The 16,783-nt window shown below is 70.8% G+C and carries 16 protein-coding genes and 2 pseudogenes; 6 read left to right on the top strand and 12 right to left on the bottom strand.

Annotated features, from left to right (window positions below; translation table 11 throughout):
• Positions 1–767 precede the first annotated feature (767 nt).
• The 3 genes from K228_RS0116495 to K228_RS0116485 all read left to right on the top strand — a co-directional run bounded on the left by K228_RS0116495 (position 768) and on the right by K228_RS0116485 (position 3,888).
• On the top strand, positions 768–1,703 hold the full coding sequence (locus K228_RS0116495; RefSeq protein ID WP_025619429.1) for an ECF subfamily RNA polymerase sigma factor, BldN family: 936 nt from the start codon (positions 768–770) through the stop codon (positions 1,701–1,703).
• A gap of 263 nt (positions 1,704–1,966) precedes the next feature.
• Positions 1,967–2,851: a DUF5667 domain-containing protein gene (locus K228_RS0116490; RefSeq protein ID WP_025619428.1), complete on the top strand. Its 885-nt coding sequence runs from the start codon at positions 1,967–1,969 to the stop codon at positions 2,849–2,851.
• 164 nt (positions 2,852–3,015) lie between these two features.
• Complete coding sequence (locus K228_RS0116485; RefSeq protein WP_025619427.1) at positions 3,016–3,888, top strand: HAD family hydrolase; 873 nt, start codon at positions 3,016–3,018, stop codon at positions 3,886–3,888.
• 29 nt (positions 3,889–3,917) lie between these two features.
• On the opposite strand, the pseudogene K228_RS0116480 reads toward K228_RS0116485, so the two are convergent.
• The 7 genes and pseudogenes from K228_RS0116480 to K228_RS0116455 form a co-directional block, all read right to left on the bottom strand.
• Positions 3,918–4,748 (bottom strand): annotated as a pseudogene (locus K228_RS0116480) (MFS transporter); the annotation flags it as partial.
• A 26-nt stretch (positions 4,749–4,774) separates the two neighbouring features.
• Positions 4,775–5,647, bottom strand: a complete 873-nt coding sequence (locus tag K228_RS0116475; RefSeq protein WP_025619425.1) for a lysophospholipid acyltransferase family protein — start codon at positions 5,645–5,647, stop codon at positions 4,775–4,777.
• Positions 5,644–6,717 (bottom strand): NAD-dependent epimerase/dehydratase family protein, encoded by a 1,074-nt coding sequence (locus K228_RS0116470; RefSeq protein ID WP_025619424.1) that lies wholly within the window; start codon positions 6,715–6,717, stop codon positions 5,644–5,646. Before K228_RS0116470 ends, K228_RS0116475 begins: the two co-directional genes overlap by 4 nt.
• Before the next feature lie 119 nt (positions 6,718–6,836).
• Positions 6,837–6,938 carry a 30S ribosomal protein bS22 gene (locus K228_RS27310; RefSeq protein ID WP_007465623.1) on the bottom strand — a complete coding sequence of 34 codons (102 nt, stop codon included), beginning with the start codon at positions 6,936–6,938 and terminating at the stop codon, positions 6,837–6,839.
• 203 nt (positions 6,939–7,141) lie between these two features.
• Complete coding sequence (locus tag K228_RS0116460) at positions 7,142–7,351, bottom strand: helix-turn-helix domain-containing protein (protein ID WP_025619423.1); 210 nt, start codon at positions 7,349–7,351, stop codon at positions 7,142–7,144.
• Between the two features lie 176 nt (positions 7,352–7,527).
• Positions 7,528–7,692 (bottom strand): annotated as a pseudogene (locus K228_RS30420) (ABC transporter ATP-binding protein); the annotation flags it as partial.
• Positions 7,693–7,748: 56 nt separating this feature from the next.
• On the bottom strand, positions 7,749–8,666 hold the full coding sequence (locus K228_RS0116455) for a proline dehydrogenase family protein (RefSeq protein ID WP_025619422.1): 918 nt from the start codon (positions 8,664–8,666) through the stop codon (positions 7,749–7,751).
• 99 nt (positions 8,667–8,765) lie between these two features.
• Here K228_RS0116455 and K228_RS0116450 point away from each other — a divergent pair, with 99 nt between their 5' ends.
• Positions 8,766–9,353 carry a CGNR zinc finger domain-containing protein gene (locus tag K228_RS0116450; RefSeq protein WP_025619421.1) on the top strand — a complete coding sequence of 196 codons (588 nt, stop codon included), beginning with the start codon at positions 8,766–8,768 and terminating at the stop codon, positions 9,351–9,353.
• 17 nt (positions 9,354–9,370) lie between these two features.
• Here K228_RS0116450 and K228_RS0116445 read toward each other — a convergent pair whose 3' ends face one another.
• Together K228_RS0116445 and K228_RS0116440 are read right to left on the bottom strand one after the other, a co-directional pair.
• Positions 9,371–10,219, bottom strand: coding sequence for a sugar phosphate isomerase/epimerase family protein (locus K228_RS0116445; RefSeq protein WP_025619420.1), 849 nt, complete (start codon positions 10,217–10,219; stop codon positions 9,371–9,373).
• Positions 10,220–10,295: 76 nt separating this feature from the next.
• A complete protein-coding gene (locus K228_RS0116440; protein WP_025619419.1) occupies positions 10,296–11,240 on the bottom strand; it encodes a Ppx/GppA phosphatase family protein in 945 nt (314 codons plus the stop codon).
• 73 nt (positions 11,241–11,313) lie between these two features.
• Here K228_RS0116440 and K228_RS0116435 point away from each other — a divergent pair, with 73 nt between their 5' ends.
• A complete protein-coding gene (locus K228_RS0116435; RefSeq protein ID WP_025619418.1) occupies positions 11,314–12,111 on the top strand; it encodes a DUF3109 family protein in 798 nt (265 codons plus the stop codon).
• 138 nt (positions 12,112–12,249) lie between these two features.
• On the opposite strand, the gene K228_RS0116430 is transcribed toward K228_RS0116435, so the two are convergent.
• From K228_RS0116430 to K228_RS0116420, 3 genes are all read right to left on the bottom strand, one after another.
• Positions 12,250–12,933, bottom strand: a complete 684-nt coding sequence (locus K228_RS0116430) for a response regulator transcription factor (protein WP_025619417.1) — start codon at positions 12,931–12,933, stop codon at positions 12,250–12,252.
• 19 nt (positions 12,934–12,952) lie between these two features.
• Entirely contained in the window at positions 12,953–14,233 is a 1,281-nt protein-coding gene (locus tag K228_RS0116425) for a sensor histidine kinase (RefSeq protein ID WP_025619416.1), read from the bottom strand.
• A gap of 150 nt (positions 14,234–14,383) precedes the next feature.
• On the bottom strand, positions 14,384–15,151 hold the full coding sequence (locus tag K228_RS0116420; RefSeq protein WP_025619415.1) for a phosphoglyceromutase: 768 nt from the start codon (positions 15,149–15,151) through the stop codon (positions 14,384–14,386).
• A 153-nt stretch (positions 15,152–15,304) separates the two neighbouring features.
• On the opposite strand from K228_RS0116420, the gene K228_RS0116415 reads away from it, so the two are divergent.
• Positions 15,305–16,570: an MDR family MFS transporter gene (locus tag K228_RS0116415; RefSeq protein ID WP_029723654.1), complete on the top strand. Its 1,266-nt coding sequence runs from the start codon at positions 15,305–15,307 to the stop codon at positions 16,568–16,570.
• Positions 16,571–16,783: the final 213 nt, after the last annotated feature.

The following is a 16,783-nucleotide window of genomic DNA, read 5'->3' as shown; positions in this document are numbered from 1 at the left end:
GCGGCGCGTACGCGTGGACAGTTTCGCCGTTGGCGGGGTGCGGCACACCCCGTACCGCCCTGCGCCACACCTGGGTGACCCGGCGGGCACCCGCCTCCCCTCGGGCGGAGAAGCGTTCACACCGGCACCGGCCACCTCCTGCACAACCGTCGAGTCTGGCACAGCGGCGAACGGCCGACCGCACCGACGCCGAGGCGGGTTGTAGCGCGTCACTACGTCCACGATCGGCGCGGCGGACGCCGACCAGCGGCGCGTCCGGGGTGTCGGGAGCCCACCTCGGACCGTCCTATCCATGGGACCGAGTCGTCACGTGCCGTGAACTCAAGGACGCCCTCCACCTGCCACCGTGGGCGGCCACTGCCGCCATCTCGCCCCTCCGACCGGCCGGCGCACACCGCGCCACGACCCTCCACACCCCCGATCCACCTGGGAGTCTCCTCGGAACACCGGGGAATCCGAAAGTCAACCGCACACGACGGACAACTGGTCCGGCAGCAGTGCGACACGACCGGAAATACTTTGGCCCTGTGTAACGGACTTGCCACGCGCGGGTGACGTTGACCCCTATCATCACTCGGGTTGGCTCACCCCGTTTTCCGTGAGTCAACAACCCCTCAGCCCGAGGAGGCCCCCGTGCCCGACAGCGCATTGGACCAGCACCTCAAGGGGATTCGCCGTGCGCCGGCACGTCCCCTACCCAAACCATGCGTGCCCGACCGATCCCAACCACACGCCGGGGACTCGGGCCGCTCGACGGAGGTGCCCCGATGACGACCTTCGGCTACGCGCAGCGGCCGATCGGCCTGGGTGACCCGCCCTCCCGATCCACAACGAATGAACGATTGACACCCCGTGGGCCCCGAGTTGACGGCCGGCTCGGCGCCTGGAGCGAAAACGGGGTGCGCAGCCGTCCACACCCCAACGAGGCTCCCACCCGGAGCGGGACACCGGGCGCGAACGCCAAGCCGGTCGGGGCCCGGGTCGCCGCACCAGCCCGGCCGGCTATGCCCGTACAGGGCCGCCGGAGCGCCGACCCATCCACCACCACCGACTCCACCGCCACCGACACGGCGGTACTGCCCGCGCTGCCCGCCAACACGCCCGCCACCGGCTTCCCGAGCCGTCCCGACCCGTCCGACCCGGCAACCGAAATCTGGGCCCTGGTCGAGCGCGCACAGGCCGGGGAGGCCGAGGCCTTCGGCCTGATCTACGACCGGTATGTGGACACCGTCTTTCGCTTCGTCTACTTCCGGGTGGGCAACCGTCAACTGGCAGAGGACCTCACCTCCGACACCTTCCTCCGGGCGCTGAAGCGAATCGGAAGCTTCACCTGGCAGGGCCGAGACCTCGGGGCCTGGCTGGTGACGATCGCCCGCAACCTGGTGGCGGACCACTTCAAATCCGGCCGCTACCGGCTCGAGGTGACCACGGGTGACGTCCTCGACGCCGAACGCGAGGACCGCGGGCCGGAAGGCAGCCCCGAGGCGGCCGTGGTCGAGCACATCACCAACGTCACCCTGCTCGGCGCGGTCAAGCAGCTCAACCCGGAGCAGCAGGAGTGCATCGTGCTCCGCTTCCTCCAAGGCTTCTCGGTGGCGGAGACGGCACGGGCCATGGGCAAGAACGAGGGCGCGATCAAGGCCTTGCAGTACCGGGCGGTTCGGGCCCTCGCCCGGCTGCTCCCGGACGGCTTCCGGGCATAACCACGCTGGCGGGGGCGGTGACGCCCGGACAAATCGATCTACGGTGATATCGATTACTTCCCGTGCTTTCTCCGCCACCGGCCCCGTAACCCCGACCCGGCGCGGCGCGTTCATCCGGGTGCGACCGATGCAGTCCCGGTGTCCCCCGGGTCTCGGGTCCGGCCCCAACCGCCGGCCTCGAGCCTCCCGCGACGCCCGCCCGTCCCCGGTCGCCGGTGACGATCGCGGCCGACCGGCCGCGCCCAGCGAGGGAGGTGCCAGCGGTGAACAGCGACCTCTTTGTCTCCCGTCGGCGCGCCGAGCGCTTCGCGCAACTTCTCGACGAAGCAAACGGCGGCCGACGACACCACGTCCGATCTCGGGTTGACGAAAAGCTCACCGACCTCGTCGCGGTCGGGCAGCAGCTCGGTGCCGCCGCCCCGACGGTCGAGGTCAGCACCGAGTTCCGGACCGGCCTACGGGCCATGCTGCTGGCCACCGCCGAACGCGAGGGCCTCGGTCGGCCTGCCCCGGCGGCCACCACCGACCGGGCGGAACATCGCCCCGCGCCGAACCGCTCCTTCCTCCTGCCCTCCGTTACCGCGCGGCGGGCCCGGGCCCGCGGCGCGATCCTGATCGGCATCGCGACCGGCGCCGTCGCCGTCTCCGGCATCTCCGCGGCCAGCGAGAACGCGGTACCCGGCGACGCACTGTACGGGATGAAGCGGTCGACCGAGCGCGCCCAGCTCGCGTTGACCGGCTCGGACCACAGCCGTGGGCAACTCTTCCTGGACTTCGCGCGGACCCGCCTGAGCGAGGCGGCCCAACTGCCCGGCGACCGGGCCGGCTACAGCGGCGTCCTGGACGACATGGACGCCGACACCCGCCAGGGCGTACGCCTGCTCACCACCGCCGCGGTACAGGACTCCGACCTGACGGCGCTGGACGTGGTCAACACCTTCGTCGCCGCGCAGCGTACGGCGGTCAACGAACTCCTGGGCGACGGAACCCGCGCCGACCGCGACCGCACCCAGCGCTCACTCGCGCTCCTCGACGACGCCCTTCGGCGCTCGGACGCGCTGCGCGCCGCCATCGGCTGTGGCCTGCCCGCGCCGAGCGGCAGCGACACGCTCGGCCCCACTCCGGCGAGCTGCCCCGCCGACCGCTGACACCGCCCGCGGCGGGCCGGCCCCGCTCCACCCAAGGCGCCAACAACCGCCGCCGGCCCACCGCACACCTGGGTCGATTGCCCGGTTGCGGGCCCGCCTCGGTCAGCCGCCCGGCTACCCTCGCCAGGTGGCGCACGGTGCGCCGGTCGGATGGAGGGGAGCACGTGGCCAGCCGAAAGGTGCCCGTCGACACCGATACCCGTGGTCACATCTCCGGGGGGAGCTCGGCCGGCGGCGTGTCGATCCCGCCGCCGGATCGGGCCGCGGCCGCCTTCTTCGACGTGGACAACACCATGATGCAAGGAGCATCGATCTACTGGTTCGCCCGTGGACTCGCCGCGCGCAACTACGTCACCACCAGCGACCTACTCCGATTCGCCTGGCAACAGCTACGGTTCCGGGTGCTCGCCACCGAGCATGTCGGCGACATGTCGCAGATCAAGGAGGCCGCTCTCGCGTTCGTCGAGGGCTGGCGGGTGGAGGAGGTGGAGCGCCTCGCCGAAGAGATCTTCGATGAGCTGATGGCACCCCGGATCTGGGCCGGCGCCCGCCAACTCGCCCAGGGCCACCTCGACGCCGGGCAACGGGTCTGGTTGGTCAGCGCTGCGCCGGTGGAGATCGGCCGGGTGATCGCCGCCCGGCTGGGGCTCACCGGTGCCATCGGAACGGTCTCCGAGGTGGTTGACGGCGCGTACACGGGACGGCTGGTCGGCGACCTGATGCACGGGCCCGCGAAGGCGGAGGCGGTGACCCGACTCGCCGCGGCGGAGGGGCTGGACCTGTCCCGCTGCACCGCCTACAGCGACTCCGCCAATGATCTGCCGATGCTCGCCGCGGCCGGCCGCGGGGTCGCCGTCAACCCGGACTCCGCGCTGCTGCGGGAGGCCCGCCGACGCGGATGGGAGGTACGGGACTTCCGTACCGGACGTCGGGCGGTCAAGATCGCCGTCCCCTCCACCGCCGCCGTCGGGCTAGTCGCCGGGGCAGTCACCGCGGGGCTGGCCCGGCACCGCCGCCGCTCGTCCCTCCGGACGTAGGCTCCCCCGCCAAGACGTCCACGCCACCGTCAGTGGGTGGTTGACCCGGCCGGAACCGGGGTCGGTGTCGGGTCGTCGGTGTGGGCGATGTGGCCGAACTGACGCCACAGCCCCCCGACGAGCAGCGCCGAGCCGGCGAAGGCGAACCAGAATGGACCGGTCATCCCGAGGAGGGTGACCAGCGGGCCACCAAGGGCCGCGCCGACAACCAGCCCGCCGAACCCACTCATGGTGTAGATGCTGTTGACCCGACCCTGAAAGTAGATCGGAACCGCCCGCTGCAGAATGGTCAGGGCGGTGGTGCCCCAGGCGAACGCGTGCGCCCCGAAGCCGAAGAGGATAGCCGAGGCGACCCAGGGCGAGGTGGTCACGGCGAGACCGAGGTGGGTGAGGGTTTCGATGATCAGCCCGGCCCGCATGACGCCCCCGAGGCTCACCCGGCGGGTGAGCCGGCCGTACCCGACGGTGGCGAGCAGCCCGCCGGCCGCCAACGCCGTGCTGATCAGGCCGAAGCCGACGGCACCGAGGCCGAGCCGCGCCTCGGCGTAGAGCACCAGGATGGACCAGGCGGCGCCGTAGGTGATGTTGAAGACCAGGACGGTCAGACAGAGCGTCCGAACGGCCGGATGACGAACGGTCCAGCGGAACCCGGCCACGATGTCCTGCCGCAGAGCACGGTGCTGACCCGCCGATTCCCGCACCCGCGGTGGCAGCGACACCCGGGACACCAACAGCAGCCCGGCCGCGAGGAGAACCGTGTTGGTGGCGAACGGCCAGGACCGACCGGCTGCGAAGAGCACGGCACCGAGCGCCGGACCGACCAGCTTGTTCAGCGTGATGACCCCGGCCAGGACGCCCGCGGGCTCGCCGCTGGTGGCGCCCCTGGTCAGGGGCCGAACGGGTCCGGCCGCTGCTCCAGCAGCCGGTGCAGGGTCTGCTGAATGATCTCCCGCACCTGGTCGGCGAGGTTGAACACGACCATCGGGTCATCGGCCGAGTCGGTCAGATGCTCGGTGGCGATCGGCGGGCAGAACTCGATCATCCATTTGCTCGGCAGCGGCACCATGCCCAGCGGGCCGAGCCAGGGGAAGGTCGGCGTGACGGGGAAGTATGGCAGCTTCAGCAGCCGGGCGAGGGGCTTCACATCGGCGAGCATCGGATAGGTCTCCTCGCCCCCGACTATCGCCACCGGCACGATCGGGGTACCCGTGCGCAACGCCGCGGAGACGAAGCCACCCCGACCGAATCGTTGTAGCTTGTAGCGCTCCGCGTAGAGCTTGCCGATGCCCTTGAAGCCCTCGGGGAAGACGCTGACCAACTCACCGGAGTCGAGCAGGCGCTCGGCGTCCGGGTTGCAGGCGACCGTGCCGCCGCCCTTGCGGGCCACCGCCGACACCACCGGCATCCGGAAGACGAGGTCCGCGCCGAGCAGCCGGAGAAACCGGTGCCGGGGGTGCTGGTCGTGCAGCACCGCCGAGAGGATCAGCGCGTCCAGGGCCACGGTGCCGGAGTGGTTGCCCACCACCAGGCCCGCCCCCACGTCGGGCACATGCTCCAGCCCGGTGACCTCGGTGCGGAACCAGTCTCGGTAGAGCAGTCGCAGCAGCGGATGAAAGACGGACTCGGTCAGCTGCGGGTCGAAGCCGAACTCGTCCACCTCGTAGTCGCCAGCGAGGCGTCCGCGCAGAAACGCCAGCCCGCTCGCCACCTTCCGGTCCCAGTGGTCGCCGGGCTGCTCGGAGACCACCCCGCCGCTCACGACCGCTCCCCGGCGGCGGAGCGGACCTGCCGGACCCCGTCGAGCACCAGCTGCTCGGCGGCGGCGAGCCGCTCCCGGGTCACCACGATCCCGTTACGGTGAGCGCGGATGAAGTCGTCGAAGGCGGCAGCGGTTGAGCGCGGGGTGAAGCCGAACTCCCGCTCGAGCCGGTTGGTGTCCACGACGCGACCGTGCACGAAGAGGTCGACCTGGTCCAGCCCGTAGCGGCCGAAGCCGAGCGTACGGGCCAGCGCGGCGGCCCCGGACAGGCCCGGCTCCAGCACCGGCACCGCGACCCGGCCGGCCCGCCGGATGGCCTGGGAGAGCGCCAGCACCCCGGGGCCGGCGACGTTGTAGGTGCCGGGATGGTCCAGCACGACCGACCGGTGCAGCACCTCCAGCGCATCCTCGAAGTGCAGGAACTGCAGCCGCGGGTCGCGGCCGAACACGGTGGGCACCAGCGGTTGGGCGAAGTAGCGGGTGAGCGTGGTGTCGGCGGTCGAGCCGATGAACGGCGCGAACCGCAGCACGGTGGCGGTTACGTCGGGGCGGCGGCGACGAAAACCCCGCACGTACCCCTCAATGTCCAGGATGTCCCGGCCGAAGCCACCGCGCGGTACCTCCCGCGGCTCGGTCTCCTCGGTGAAGACCGCCGGGTCACGGAAGGACGCGCCGTATGCGGCGGTCGAGGAGCGGATCACGAGCTTGCGCAGCCGGGGCGCGTGCTGCGCGGCGGCGAGCAGCTGCATCGTGCCGATGACGTTCTGCTCCTTCATGGCCGCGCGGCCCCCGTGCTGCGGGTCGGGAGCGCTGACCAGGGCCAGGTGCACCACCGCGTCAACGTCGAGGTCGGCGAGGAGGCCACCGATCGAACCAGCATCCACCCGGACCCGCTCGACCCCGTTGAGCAGGTCGGTGAGCTCCCCACCCGCATCGGATGGGTCGACTCCGAGGACCCGCCCGACCCGCGGGTCGGCGGCGAGCCGCGCGGCGACGTGGGCGCCGAGGTAGCGACTGACCCCGGTCACGACGACGACCCCCGGGGCGCCGGAGGGGCCACCGGGGGTCATGCCGCACACCGTCCCCGGCAGGCGGGACCGAGCCGTAATATCCGCGGCTTGATCACCTAAGCCTCCGAGGGTCGACAGCTGGCAAGTGATGACGGTGCCGGGACCAACCCGGCACCGAATCACTTGCCGAGACGGCGACGCTGGACGCGGGTCTTGCGCAGCAGCTTGCGGTGCTTCTTCTTAGCCATGCGCTTGCGGCGCTTCTTGACCACCGAGCCCATACGACAGCCTTTCGATGCAATGTGCGGGGCGGACCGGATGACACCGGCGTCCGCTTGCGGACAACGGACCGGACCTGCGGGACGGGCGGCGGCGCGCATCTGTGGTCACGGTCGGGTCCAGGGTAGCCGGGAAGCCTCAGCAGGACCAACGCGGCCCCTCAATGCCGGTCATCACGGCCGCTTCCCGCCCCGTGGACGGGCGGTCAGGCGGTTTCCTGAAAAGCACCGTGCAGATACTCGTGCACCGCGTGCTCGGGGACGCGAAACGACCGACCGACCCGGACGGCGGCGAGCTCGCCGCCGTGCACCAGGCGGTAGACCGTCATCTTCGAGACCCGCATGACCGTCGCCACCTCGGCGACGGTGAGGAACCTGACCTCCGACAGCTGACCGTCGGATCGCGACCCGGCCATGGCTCACCGCCCATCCCATGCCCGGCGCGTGCTATCCCGACGGGGCTTCCGCCGGACCAGCGACGCGCGTGTTACCCGTACGGTAGCGGGGCCAATGTGACCGGCGCGATCCCTTCGGACAAACCATCACGATTCACACCAGGGGCGTCCTGGCGGGCCCCACCGTCAGCCGCACGGCGCCCCGCTCGGCCCCCACGGAGCCCGGTGGCGCCGGTGGCGCCACCGGTGCCACCGGACGATCGCCCCGAAGCTTCCGGACGCGGATCGGGGCTCCGTGCTGGGAGCGGCACCAGTGTGTCAGGGCGCCCGTCGGAGCCCGACACCGGTAGATCACGACCGCCGCAAGGCCCCGGCCACCGGCCCAACCGGGCGCGGCCACCGGCCCAACAGGTCCCGGCTACCGACCCATCAGGGCGTGGGCGAGGAAGGCCAGATTGGCGGGTCGCTCGGCCAGGCGACGCATGAGATAGCCGAACCACTCCTCGCCGTACGGCACATAGGTGCGCACGGTGTATCCGTCACCGATCAGGCGAGCCTGATCGGCGGAGCGGATGCCGTAGAGCATCTGGAACTCGAACTGGTTCGGCCCCCGGTCGAACCAGCGAGCGCGGTCCTCACCGATCGCGATCAGACGGGGGTCGTGGGTGGCCAGCATCGGGTAGCCGGCCCCGGCCATCAGAATGCTCAGGCAGCGTACGTAGGACCGGTCCACGTCCCGAGCGGACTGGAAGGCCACCGATTCGGGCTCCCGGTACGCGCCCTTGCAGAGCCGGACCCGGGAACCGGCGCCGGCCAACTGCCGGCAGTCGGACTCGGTCCGGCGCAGGTACGCCTGGAGCACCGCCCCGGTGGACGGGTAGTCCGCGCGCAGCTTGACGAGGATGTCCAGGGTGGAGTCGGTGGTGGTGTGGTCCTCCATGTCGAGGGTGACCGTGGTGCCCCTGGCCTCGGCCGCCGCGCAAATCGCCCGGGCGTTGTCGTAGGCAAGCTGCTCGTCGAAGGTCTGCCCGAGCGCGGAGAGCTTGACGCTGACCTCGGCGGCGGGGGTGAGCCCGTCGGCGGCGAGCGACTCCAACAGGCCGACGTACTCGTCGCGAACGGCGCTGGCCTGCTCGGGCGTGACGGTGTCCTCACCGAGGTTGTCGAGGGTGACCGTGAGCCCGTCGGCAACGAGGGCGCGGGTGACCCGCAACGCGTCCTCGGGTCGGGGACCGGCGACGAACCGGTGCACCACGTTCCGAGTGACTGGGGCTGTCGCGACGAGCCGCTCGCACCGCGATGACCGGGCCGCAGCGAGAATTACGGTACGAAGCATGGGCTGAAGAGTAGCGCCCATAGCAGCAAAACGGCGGTGCCGTCACATCGCGCTACATCGACACGCCGCATGCCCGGGAAGTCGTCTACGGTGGGTGACGTGAACTTCGACGCGTACGCCCGGACCGGAGTTGATCTGATCAATCTCCGGCTGGACGACCTCGACGCCCTCCGTTCGCTCTTCCCTGACGACATCTCGTGGATGCGGGACGAGGTGTCGGAACGAGATCTCTCGATCTTTCGACGGGCACAGAAGCGACTTCGCGATGTCTTCGAATACGGCACGTCGGGACGGGACGTCCAAGCGGTCGCCGAGCTGAATGCGCTGCTGGAGGCGTACCCGGTGCAGCCGCGCATCTCCGGGCACGACTCCAGTGACTGGCACGTGCACGTCACCAGCCGCGGATCCTCGGTGAGTGCCGAGTACCTGGCCGGCGCGGTCTGGGGGCTGTCGGTGTGGCTCTGCGAGTACGGCAGCGCCCGCTTCGGGGTCTGCGCGGACGAGCGGTGCGGCAACGTCTATCTGGACACCTCGTCGAACTGCTGCCGGCGGTTCTGTTCGGAACGCTGCGCCACCCGCTCCCACGTGGCGGCGCATCGGGCCCGCAAGCGGGCCGCGATCCGCGACCGGGTCGCCGTGGCGGCGCAGTCCACCACCCCGGCCGACAACCTGACCACGGTGCGCTGAGCGGCGGTCTCCGCCGGCTACTCCTCGGCTTCCCGGTCGCCCCGCCGCACCGGTTCCGGCCCGGCACGGGTCGCAGCCGGCGGATCGAGGTGCTGGCGAGCGAAGGCCAATGCCGCCCGTAGGTCCGCCTCCCGGACCGCGCGGCTCTTCGCCCGCCGGGTTGACACCTCCACCGCCACCGAGCCGGCGAAGCCTCGGCTGGCGAGCGAGCGCAGCAGCTCGGCGCAGGGTTGGGTCCCCCGCCCGGGGACGAGATGTTCGTCGCGCCCCTCCCCGGTGCCATCGCCCAGGTGAACGTGGGCGAGGCCGGCGCCCATCCGGTCGGCCAGCTCCAGCGCGTCGGTGTGGGATGCGGCGCAGTGCGACAGGTCAAGGGTGTAGGAGGGATATCCCGTCGTGGTCGGGTCCCAGCCCGGGGCGTACGGGACGAACTGCCGCCCCGCCATCCGCACCGGATACATGTTCTCGACCGGGAAACTGATGCCATCGAACCGCCCGGTGACCTCGTCCAAGCCCTCGGCGAAGTTACGGGCGTAGTCCCGCTGCCAGGTGAACGGGGGGTGCACCACCACGGTCGGCGCACCCAACTCCTCGGCTAGTTCGCCGGAACGACGCAACCGCTCCCACGGGTCGGCGCTCCACACCCGCTGGGTAACCAGAAGACACGGGGCGTGCACGGAGAGCACCGGCACGCCGTAGTGCTTGGCGAGTCCGGCGAGTGCGCCAGCGTCCTGGCTAACGGCGTCGGTCCAGACCATCACCTCGACGCCGTCGTAACCGAGCGTCGCAGCCAGCTGAAACGCCGCCGCGGTCCGCTCGGGGAAGACCGACGAGGTGGACAGGAGAACCGGAACTCGGGAAGGCACAGCATCGAGAGTAGCCGGCACCGATCGGGATCTTCAGGACGAGTCCCAGCAAATAGCGCTGACTGCCGAGGGGACCTCACATCGGCGCAAGCTGATCCAGCCGGCGCAGGATCACTCCCTCCCGTAACGCCCACGGGCAGATCTCCAGCGTGCCGATGTCCAGCCGGCGCATCGCCGCCTCGGCGACCACCGCGCCGGCCAACAGCTGATGCGCCCGGCCGACGCTGACCCCATCGAGCTCGACGAGCTGTGCCGGGGGAATGTGCCGGATGAACCCGAGCACCTGCCGCAGCCCGGCCCGGGTGAGCCGCCGGCGGGCCCAGACGCCCGCCCCGGAGGGAGCCGCCCCGGCGAGGCGGGCCAGGGTCCGGAAGGTCTTCGAGGTGGCGACCGGACGCTCCCAGCCCACCTTGTTCAGCTCCCCGGCCACCGCGTCGAGCTGGCCGTCCACGTACGCCCGCAGCTTCTCCACCTGCTCAGCGCCGGGCGGGGTGGTACTACCCGGGGCGACCCGGAGATGGCGGCGGGTGAGCCGGCCAGCGCCCAGCGGCAACGACACCGCGGCGTCCGGATCCTCGTCGATGCCCGCTGCGATCTCCAGCGAGCCGCCGCCGATGTCGAGCACCAGCAACCGCCCGGCCGACCAGCCAAACCAGCGGCGCACCGCGAGGAAGGTCATCCGGGCCTCATCGGCACCAGTGAGGACCTCCAGTCGAACCCCGGTCTCCGCCTGGACCCGGGCCAACACCGCCTCCGAGTTGGTGGCGTCCCGAACCGCGGAGGTCGCGAACGCGATCAGATCGTCGGTGCCCAGTCCGACTGCGGACTCCTTCGCGGCGGCAACCGCCCGCACCAGGGAATCCGCGCCGGCGGTGGTGAGCGCGCCGTCCGGGCCGATCTTTTCGGCCAGTCGCAGCACCGCCTTCTCCGAGTGCGCCGGCCAGGGGTGTGCGCCCCGGTGAGCGTCCACCACCAGCAGGTGCACCGTGTTGGATCCGACATCAAGGACGCCCAGCCGCATGAGGCAAACCCTAGAGGCAACATCCGGCCGCGGCGCACCGGGCCAGCCAACCGCTGGCGCGTACGCTGGTCAGGTGAGAGGGCAGATCGAGCTCCGTAGGCGGCCGGACGATCCACGCGGTCGGGAGGTCCCGCTGGACTTCCCCCGGGAGTGGATCGAATTCGGCGACCCGGCCGACGACACCCACCTGATCCGGGCCGACCTGACCTGGTTGCTGTCCCGGTGGACCTGCGTCTACGGGCGCGGCTGTCACGGCATCAGCGCCGACCGCCCCGCCGACGGCTGCTGCTCGCACGGCGCGTTCTTCACCGACTCCGACGACGAACAGCGGGTCCGATCGGCGGTCCAGCGGCTGACCCCGGGGACCTGGCAGCACCACCGGCGGGGCTTCAAGAACTGGACCGAGACCGACACGGTTGACGAGAAGACGCCCGCCCGACGGACGGCCACCCGGCCCGACGGCCCCTGCGTCTTCCTCAACGACGCCGACTTTCCCGGTGGAGTGGGCTGCGCCCTGCACGCCCAGGCGCTCCGCGACGGCGCCCACCCGCTGGAGTACAAGCCGGATGTCTGCTGGCAGCTGCCGATCCGCCGCGAGCAGGAGTGGGTCCAGCGCCCGGACGGCACCAAGATACTTCTCTCCACGCTCGGGGAGTTCGACCGTCGCGGCTGGGGCGCCGGCGGGCACGACCTGGACTGGTGGTGCACCTCGTCCCGGGACGCGCACGTGGCGGCCGAACCGATGTACGTCTCGTACGCCCCCGAGCTGACCGCCCTGATCGGTGCGCCCGCGTACACCGAGCTGGCCGCGTTGTGTGCCGCCCGCGCCCGGCACGGGCTGGTCGCCCCGCACCCGGCCGACCCGGACTGACCACGCACGGCGCGGGCCGGGGGCACGCCCGGCCAGGCACGACCGAGCCGCACACGACCGAGCCACGCACGGTTGTTCAGCGCGGGGCCGGGCAGCGCGGGGCCGGGCAGCGCCGCAGTGGGCAGCGCGGACGTCCGGTCACGGCTCGAGCTTGTAGCCCAGACCCCGCACGGTGACGATGTACCGGGGAGCGGACGGCTCCGGCTCGACCTTGGAACGCAGCCGCTTGACGTGTACGTCGAGGGTCTTCGTGTCACCGACATAGTCGGCCCCCCAGACCCGATCGATCAGCTGGCCCCGGGTGAGCACCCGACCGGCGTTGCGCAGCAGCAACTCCAGCAGCTCGAACTCCTTCAACGGCAGTTGCACCGGGGCCCCGCCAACCGTGACCACGTGCCGCTCGATGTCCATCCGAACCGGGCCCGCGGCCAACGTCGCCGCACCGGTCTCCACCGCTTCGACGCTCTTTCGGCGCAGCACAGCGCGGATCCGGGCGACGAGTTCCCGCGGCGAGTACGGCTTCGTCACGTAGTCGTCGGCGCCGATCTCCAGCCCGACCACCTTGTCGATCTCACTGTCCCGGGCGGTGACCATGATGATCGGCACGTGCGACCGCTGCCGGAGCTGCCGGCACACCTCGGTGCCCGACATCTCGGGCAGCATCAGGTCGAGCAGCACGATGTCGGCACCGGTCCGGTCGAACTCGGTGAGGGCGGAGGGGCCAGTCGCGGCAACCGAAACCTCGAAGCCCTCCTTACGGAGCATGTAGGACAGGGCATCGGAGAACGACTCCTCGTCCTCGACCACCAGAACGCGGCTCAACGGAGGTTTCCTTTCACTGTCACGTCTGCTGAGACTCGGCCGGTTCGGCCTCGATCTCAGCCGAGGGCGGTATCACCAAGAGGTCGTCCGGGCGACGGGCGGGGAACCGGAGGGTGAACGTCGAACCCTCGTCGGGGGTGCTCGCGACCTCCACCCGTCCGCCGTGATTGCTGGCGATGTGCTTGACGATGGCGAGCCCGAGACCGGTGCCGCCGGTCGCGCGGGATCGGGCCTGGTCGGCCCGGTAGAAGCGCTCGAAGATCCGGTCCACGTCGCTCGGGCCGATCCCGATGCCCTGGTCGGTGACGGCGATTGTGACGTGTTCGTCGTCGCGCCGGGCCGTGATCCGGACGGTGGTGCCCTCACCCGAGTAGTTGATGGCGTTCTCGACCAGGTTCGACACGGCGGTGGCCAGCTGGGTGTCACTGCCGTACACCGTCAGTCCCCGTTCGCCGTCCACCACCACGTCGATCCGGCGGGCGCTGGCGCCGGTCCGGGTCCGGTCCACCACCTCGCCGACGACCCAGTCCACGGCGACCGGCTCCGGCGCGGGCTGCGGGTCGGCGCCCTGGAGCCGGGTCAGCTCCAGCAACTCCTGCACCAGCCGACCCAGCCGGGTCGACTCATGTCGGATCCGTTCGGCGAACCGGCGAGTGGCGACCAGATCCTCGGAGAGGTCCGGCTCTTCCTCGTCGACCGGCTCGGTCGCGTCCAGCAACGCCTCGGCGAGGAGCTGGAGCGCCCCGATCGGGGTCTTCAGCTCGTGACTCACATTGGCTACGAAGTCTCGCCGGACCCGGGCCAGCCGGTGCGCCTCGGTCACGTCAACGGCTTCCACGGCGACGTGGCCGCCGCCGAGACCGACCGCCCGCAGGTGCACGCCGAGCGGGTTCTCCGCGGCGACGCCGTCGCTCCCCCGGGGCAGGTCCAGCTGGATCTCTCGACGTACGCCGGTCCGCCGCACCTGCCCCGCGAGGGTCCGGATCAACGGATGGGCGGCGACCGTGCCCGGCGTGCCGCCAGCGCGGAGCAGCCCCATCGCCCGGGCTGCCGGGTTGACCAGGACGGGCCCGTCGTCGTCGGCGAGCACCACGACGCCGACCCGGAGGGAATCGATCGTCCGGCGACCAAGGCCGGACGGTGAACCGCCGGCTATCGCGGACCTCCCCCCGGGCCGAGGGGAGCCGGACTGATGGCTCCCGACCAAGGTCGATCCGACTCGCCGTGCCAGGACCAGCCGGGTCAGCAGCATGCCGACCGCCATTCCCACGGCCACCGCGACCGCCACTACCCACTCCACCGGGCGATCCTAGGTCCTGGTTAACCCAACATCCGAACAGAGCAGGACGAATTGTGCTCACTTTCGCGGATGTTCACCACTCCGTCCGACCTCGTTCACCAGGGCGTTCCCTGCCCAGGGCCCGGTGCCGCCGGGGTCGCTCGGCCCAGGTCAGCGACCCTGGTTCGCCACCGCCGCGGCGGCATCCCGCGCCGCCGTCGGATCCAGGTAGGTGCCGCCGAGCGTCATCGGGCGCAGCTGCGGGTCGAGGTCGTACCGCAGCGGGATCCCGGTCGGGATGTTCAGCTTCGCGATCGCCTCGTCGCTGATCTGGTCCAGATGCTTGACCAGCGCGCGCAGCGAGTTGCCGTGCGCGGCCACCAGCACCGTCCGGCCAGCCAGGATGTCCGGCACGATCGCGTCGTACCAGTACGGCAGCATCCGCTCGACGACGTCCTTCAGGCACTCCGTCCGCGGCATCAGCTCGGTCGGCAGCAGCCGGTAGCGCGGGTCACCAACCTGCGACCACTCGTCTCCGTCCGCGATCGGCGGCGGCGGCGTGTCGTACGAGCGGCGCCAGCGCATAAACTGCTCCTCGCCGTACTCGTCGAGGGTCTGCTTCTTGTTCTTGCCCTGGAGGGCGCCGTAGTGGCGCTCGTTGAGCCGCCACGACCGACGCACCGCGATCCAATGCCGGTCGGCCGTGTCCAGCGCGAGCTCCGCCGTGCGGATCGCCCGACGCATCAGGCTGGTGTGCACCACGTCCGGCGACAGGTTGTGCTCCCGCAACAGCTCGCCGCCACGACGCGCCTCGGCCTCTCCCTTGGCGGTCAGGTCCACGTCGACCCAGCCGGTGAAGAGGTTCTTGGCGTTCCAGTCGCTCTCGCCGTGTCGCAGCAGGACCAGCGTCCCGATGGTGGGACCTTCACTTGCAGTCATGTCGGCCATCCTCCCCCACCGACGAACCGGTCACGTGCGAAGGGGTGACCACCGCCACCAGGATTTCCGGTGACCAGAACGTTGCCCACAACTAGGTTGTAAGGCGCTTAGACGATGTCGTTCATTATGGAAGCGGGGCACCGAGTGCGGACCATGCGAGGTTGGTTACACGATACGGCCGGTGGCCTTCCCCGCACCTTCTGGTATCTGTGGACCGGCACCCTGATCAACCGGCTCGGCTCGTTCGTCCTCATCTTCATCGCCATCTACCTCACCCAGGAGCGGGACTTCTCCGCTGCCCAGGCCGGCCTGGTCCTGGGGCTGTGGGGGGTCGGCGGCGCGGTGGGCACCACCGTCGGTGGCACGCTCGCGGACCGGTGGGGCCGCCGGCCCACGCTGCTCACCGCACACCTGGGCGCCGCGAGCTTGATGCTCGCCCTCGGCTTCGCCCAGGCCCTCTGGTTGATCGCACTCGGCGCCCTCCTGCTTGGGCTCTTCGCCGAGGCCGCCCGGCCCGCCTTCGGCGCCATGATGATCGATGTCGTGCCGGCGAAGGACCGGTTGCGCGCCTTCAGCCTGAACTATTGGGCGATCAATCTCGGCTTCGCCTGCGCCGCGATCCTCGCGGGGTTCGCGACCGAGGCCGGCTACCTGCTGCTCTTCGTGGTTAATGCGGTCACCACCCTGATCACCGCGCTGATCATCTTCTTCAAGGTCAGCGAGACCCACCAACCGCTGGTCGCCACCGCCGGCGGGCCGAAGGCCCAGACCGGAGCGCTGCGCGTCATCCTGACCGACCGGGTCTACCTCGGGTTCGTGGCGTTGAACCTCTTCGCCGCGGTGGTCTTCCTCCAGCACATCTCGATGCTGCCGATCGCGATGGGCGACTCGGGGCTGAGCCCCGCCACGTACGGCTCGGTGATCGCACTCAACGGGGTGCTGATCGTGGTGGGCCAGCTCTTCGTACCACGGTTGATCAAGGGTCGTAACCGGTCCCACGTGTTGGCGCTGTCGGCGGTGGTGCTCGGGGTCGGGTTCGGGCTGACCGCATTCGCCGAGACCGCCTGGTTCTACGGTCTGACCGTCCTGATCTGGACCGTCGGCGAGATGCTCAACTCGCCATCCAACGCCACCCTGATCGCCGAGCTCTCCCCGAATGAGCTACGCGGCCGCTACCAGGGGGTCTTCTCGCTCTCCTGGCAGATTGCCGGCGCCGCGGCGCCGGTGCTCGGCGGGCTGGTCCGGGAGGGGGCCGGCAACGCCATCCTCTGGCTGGGCTGCGCCCTGATCGGCGGACTGGTAGCGGTGGCACATCTGATCTCCGGACCGACGCGGGAGCGCCGGGCCGCCGCGCTGCGGGCAGTCAACCAGCCGCCGCCAACCACGGTCGGGCAGCAGCAGGCAACCGAGGTGGGGTGAGCGCCCTGGAACGGGACGTCCCGGGCCACCGGGTACGCGAAACGCCCATCGTGAGTTCGTCACGATGGGCGTTTCGCTGCGTACGACCGGCGGCGGCGGGCGGCACTCACCCCCGTAAGCGGCGCCCGCTCACGCCGCCGGTCAACGGGTGGACACCGTCCCCCAACGGTGTTGTTCCACCCGTCCCCGCGCCACACTCGATGCTCGGATCTG

The organism is Salinispora cortesiana (assembly GCF_000484695.1).
Lineage (GTDB): Bacteria > Actinomycetota > Actinomycetes > Mycobacteriales > Micromonosporaceae > Micromonospora > Micromonospora cortesiana.
This window is presented reverse-complemented; position numbering and strand designations above follow the sequence as displayed.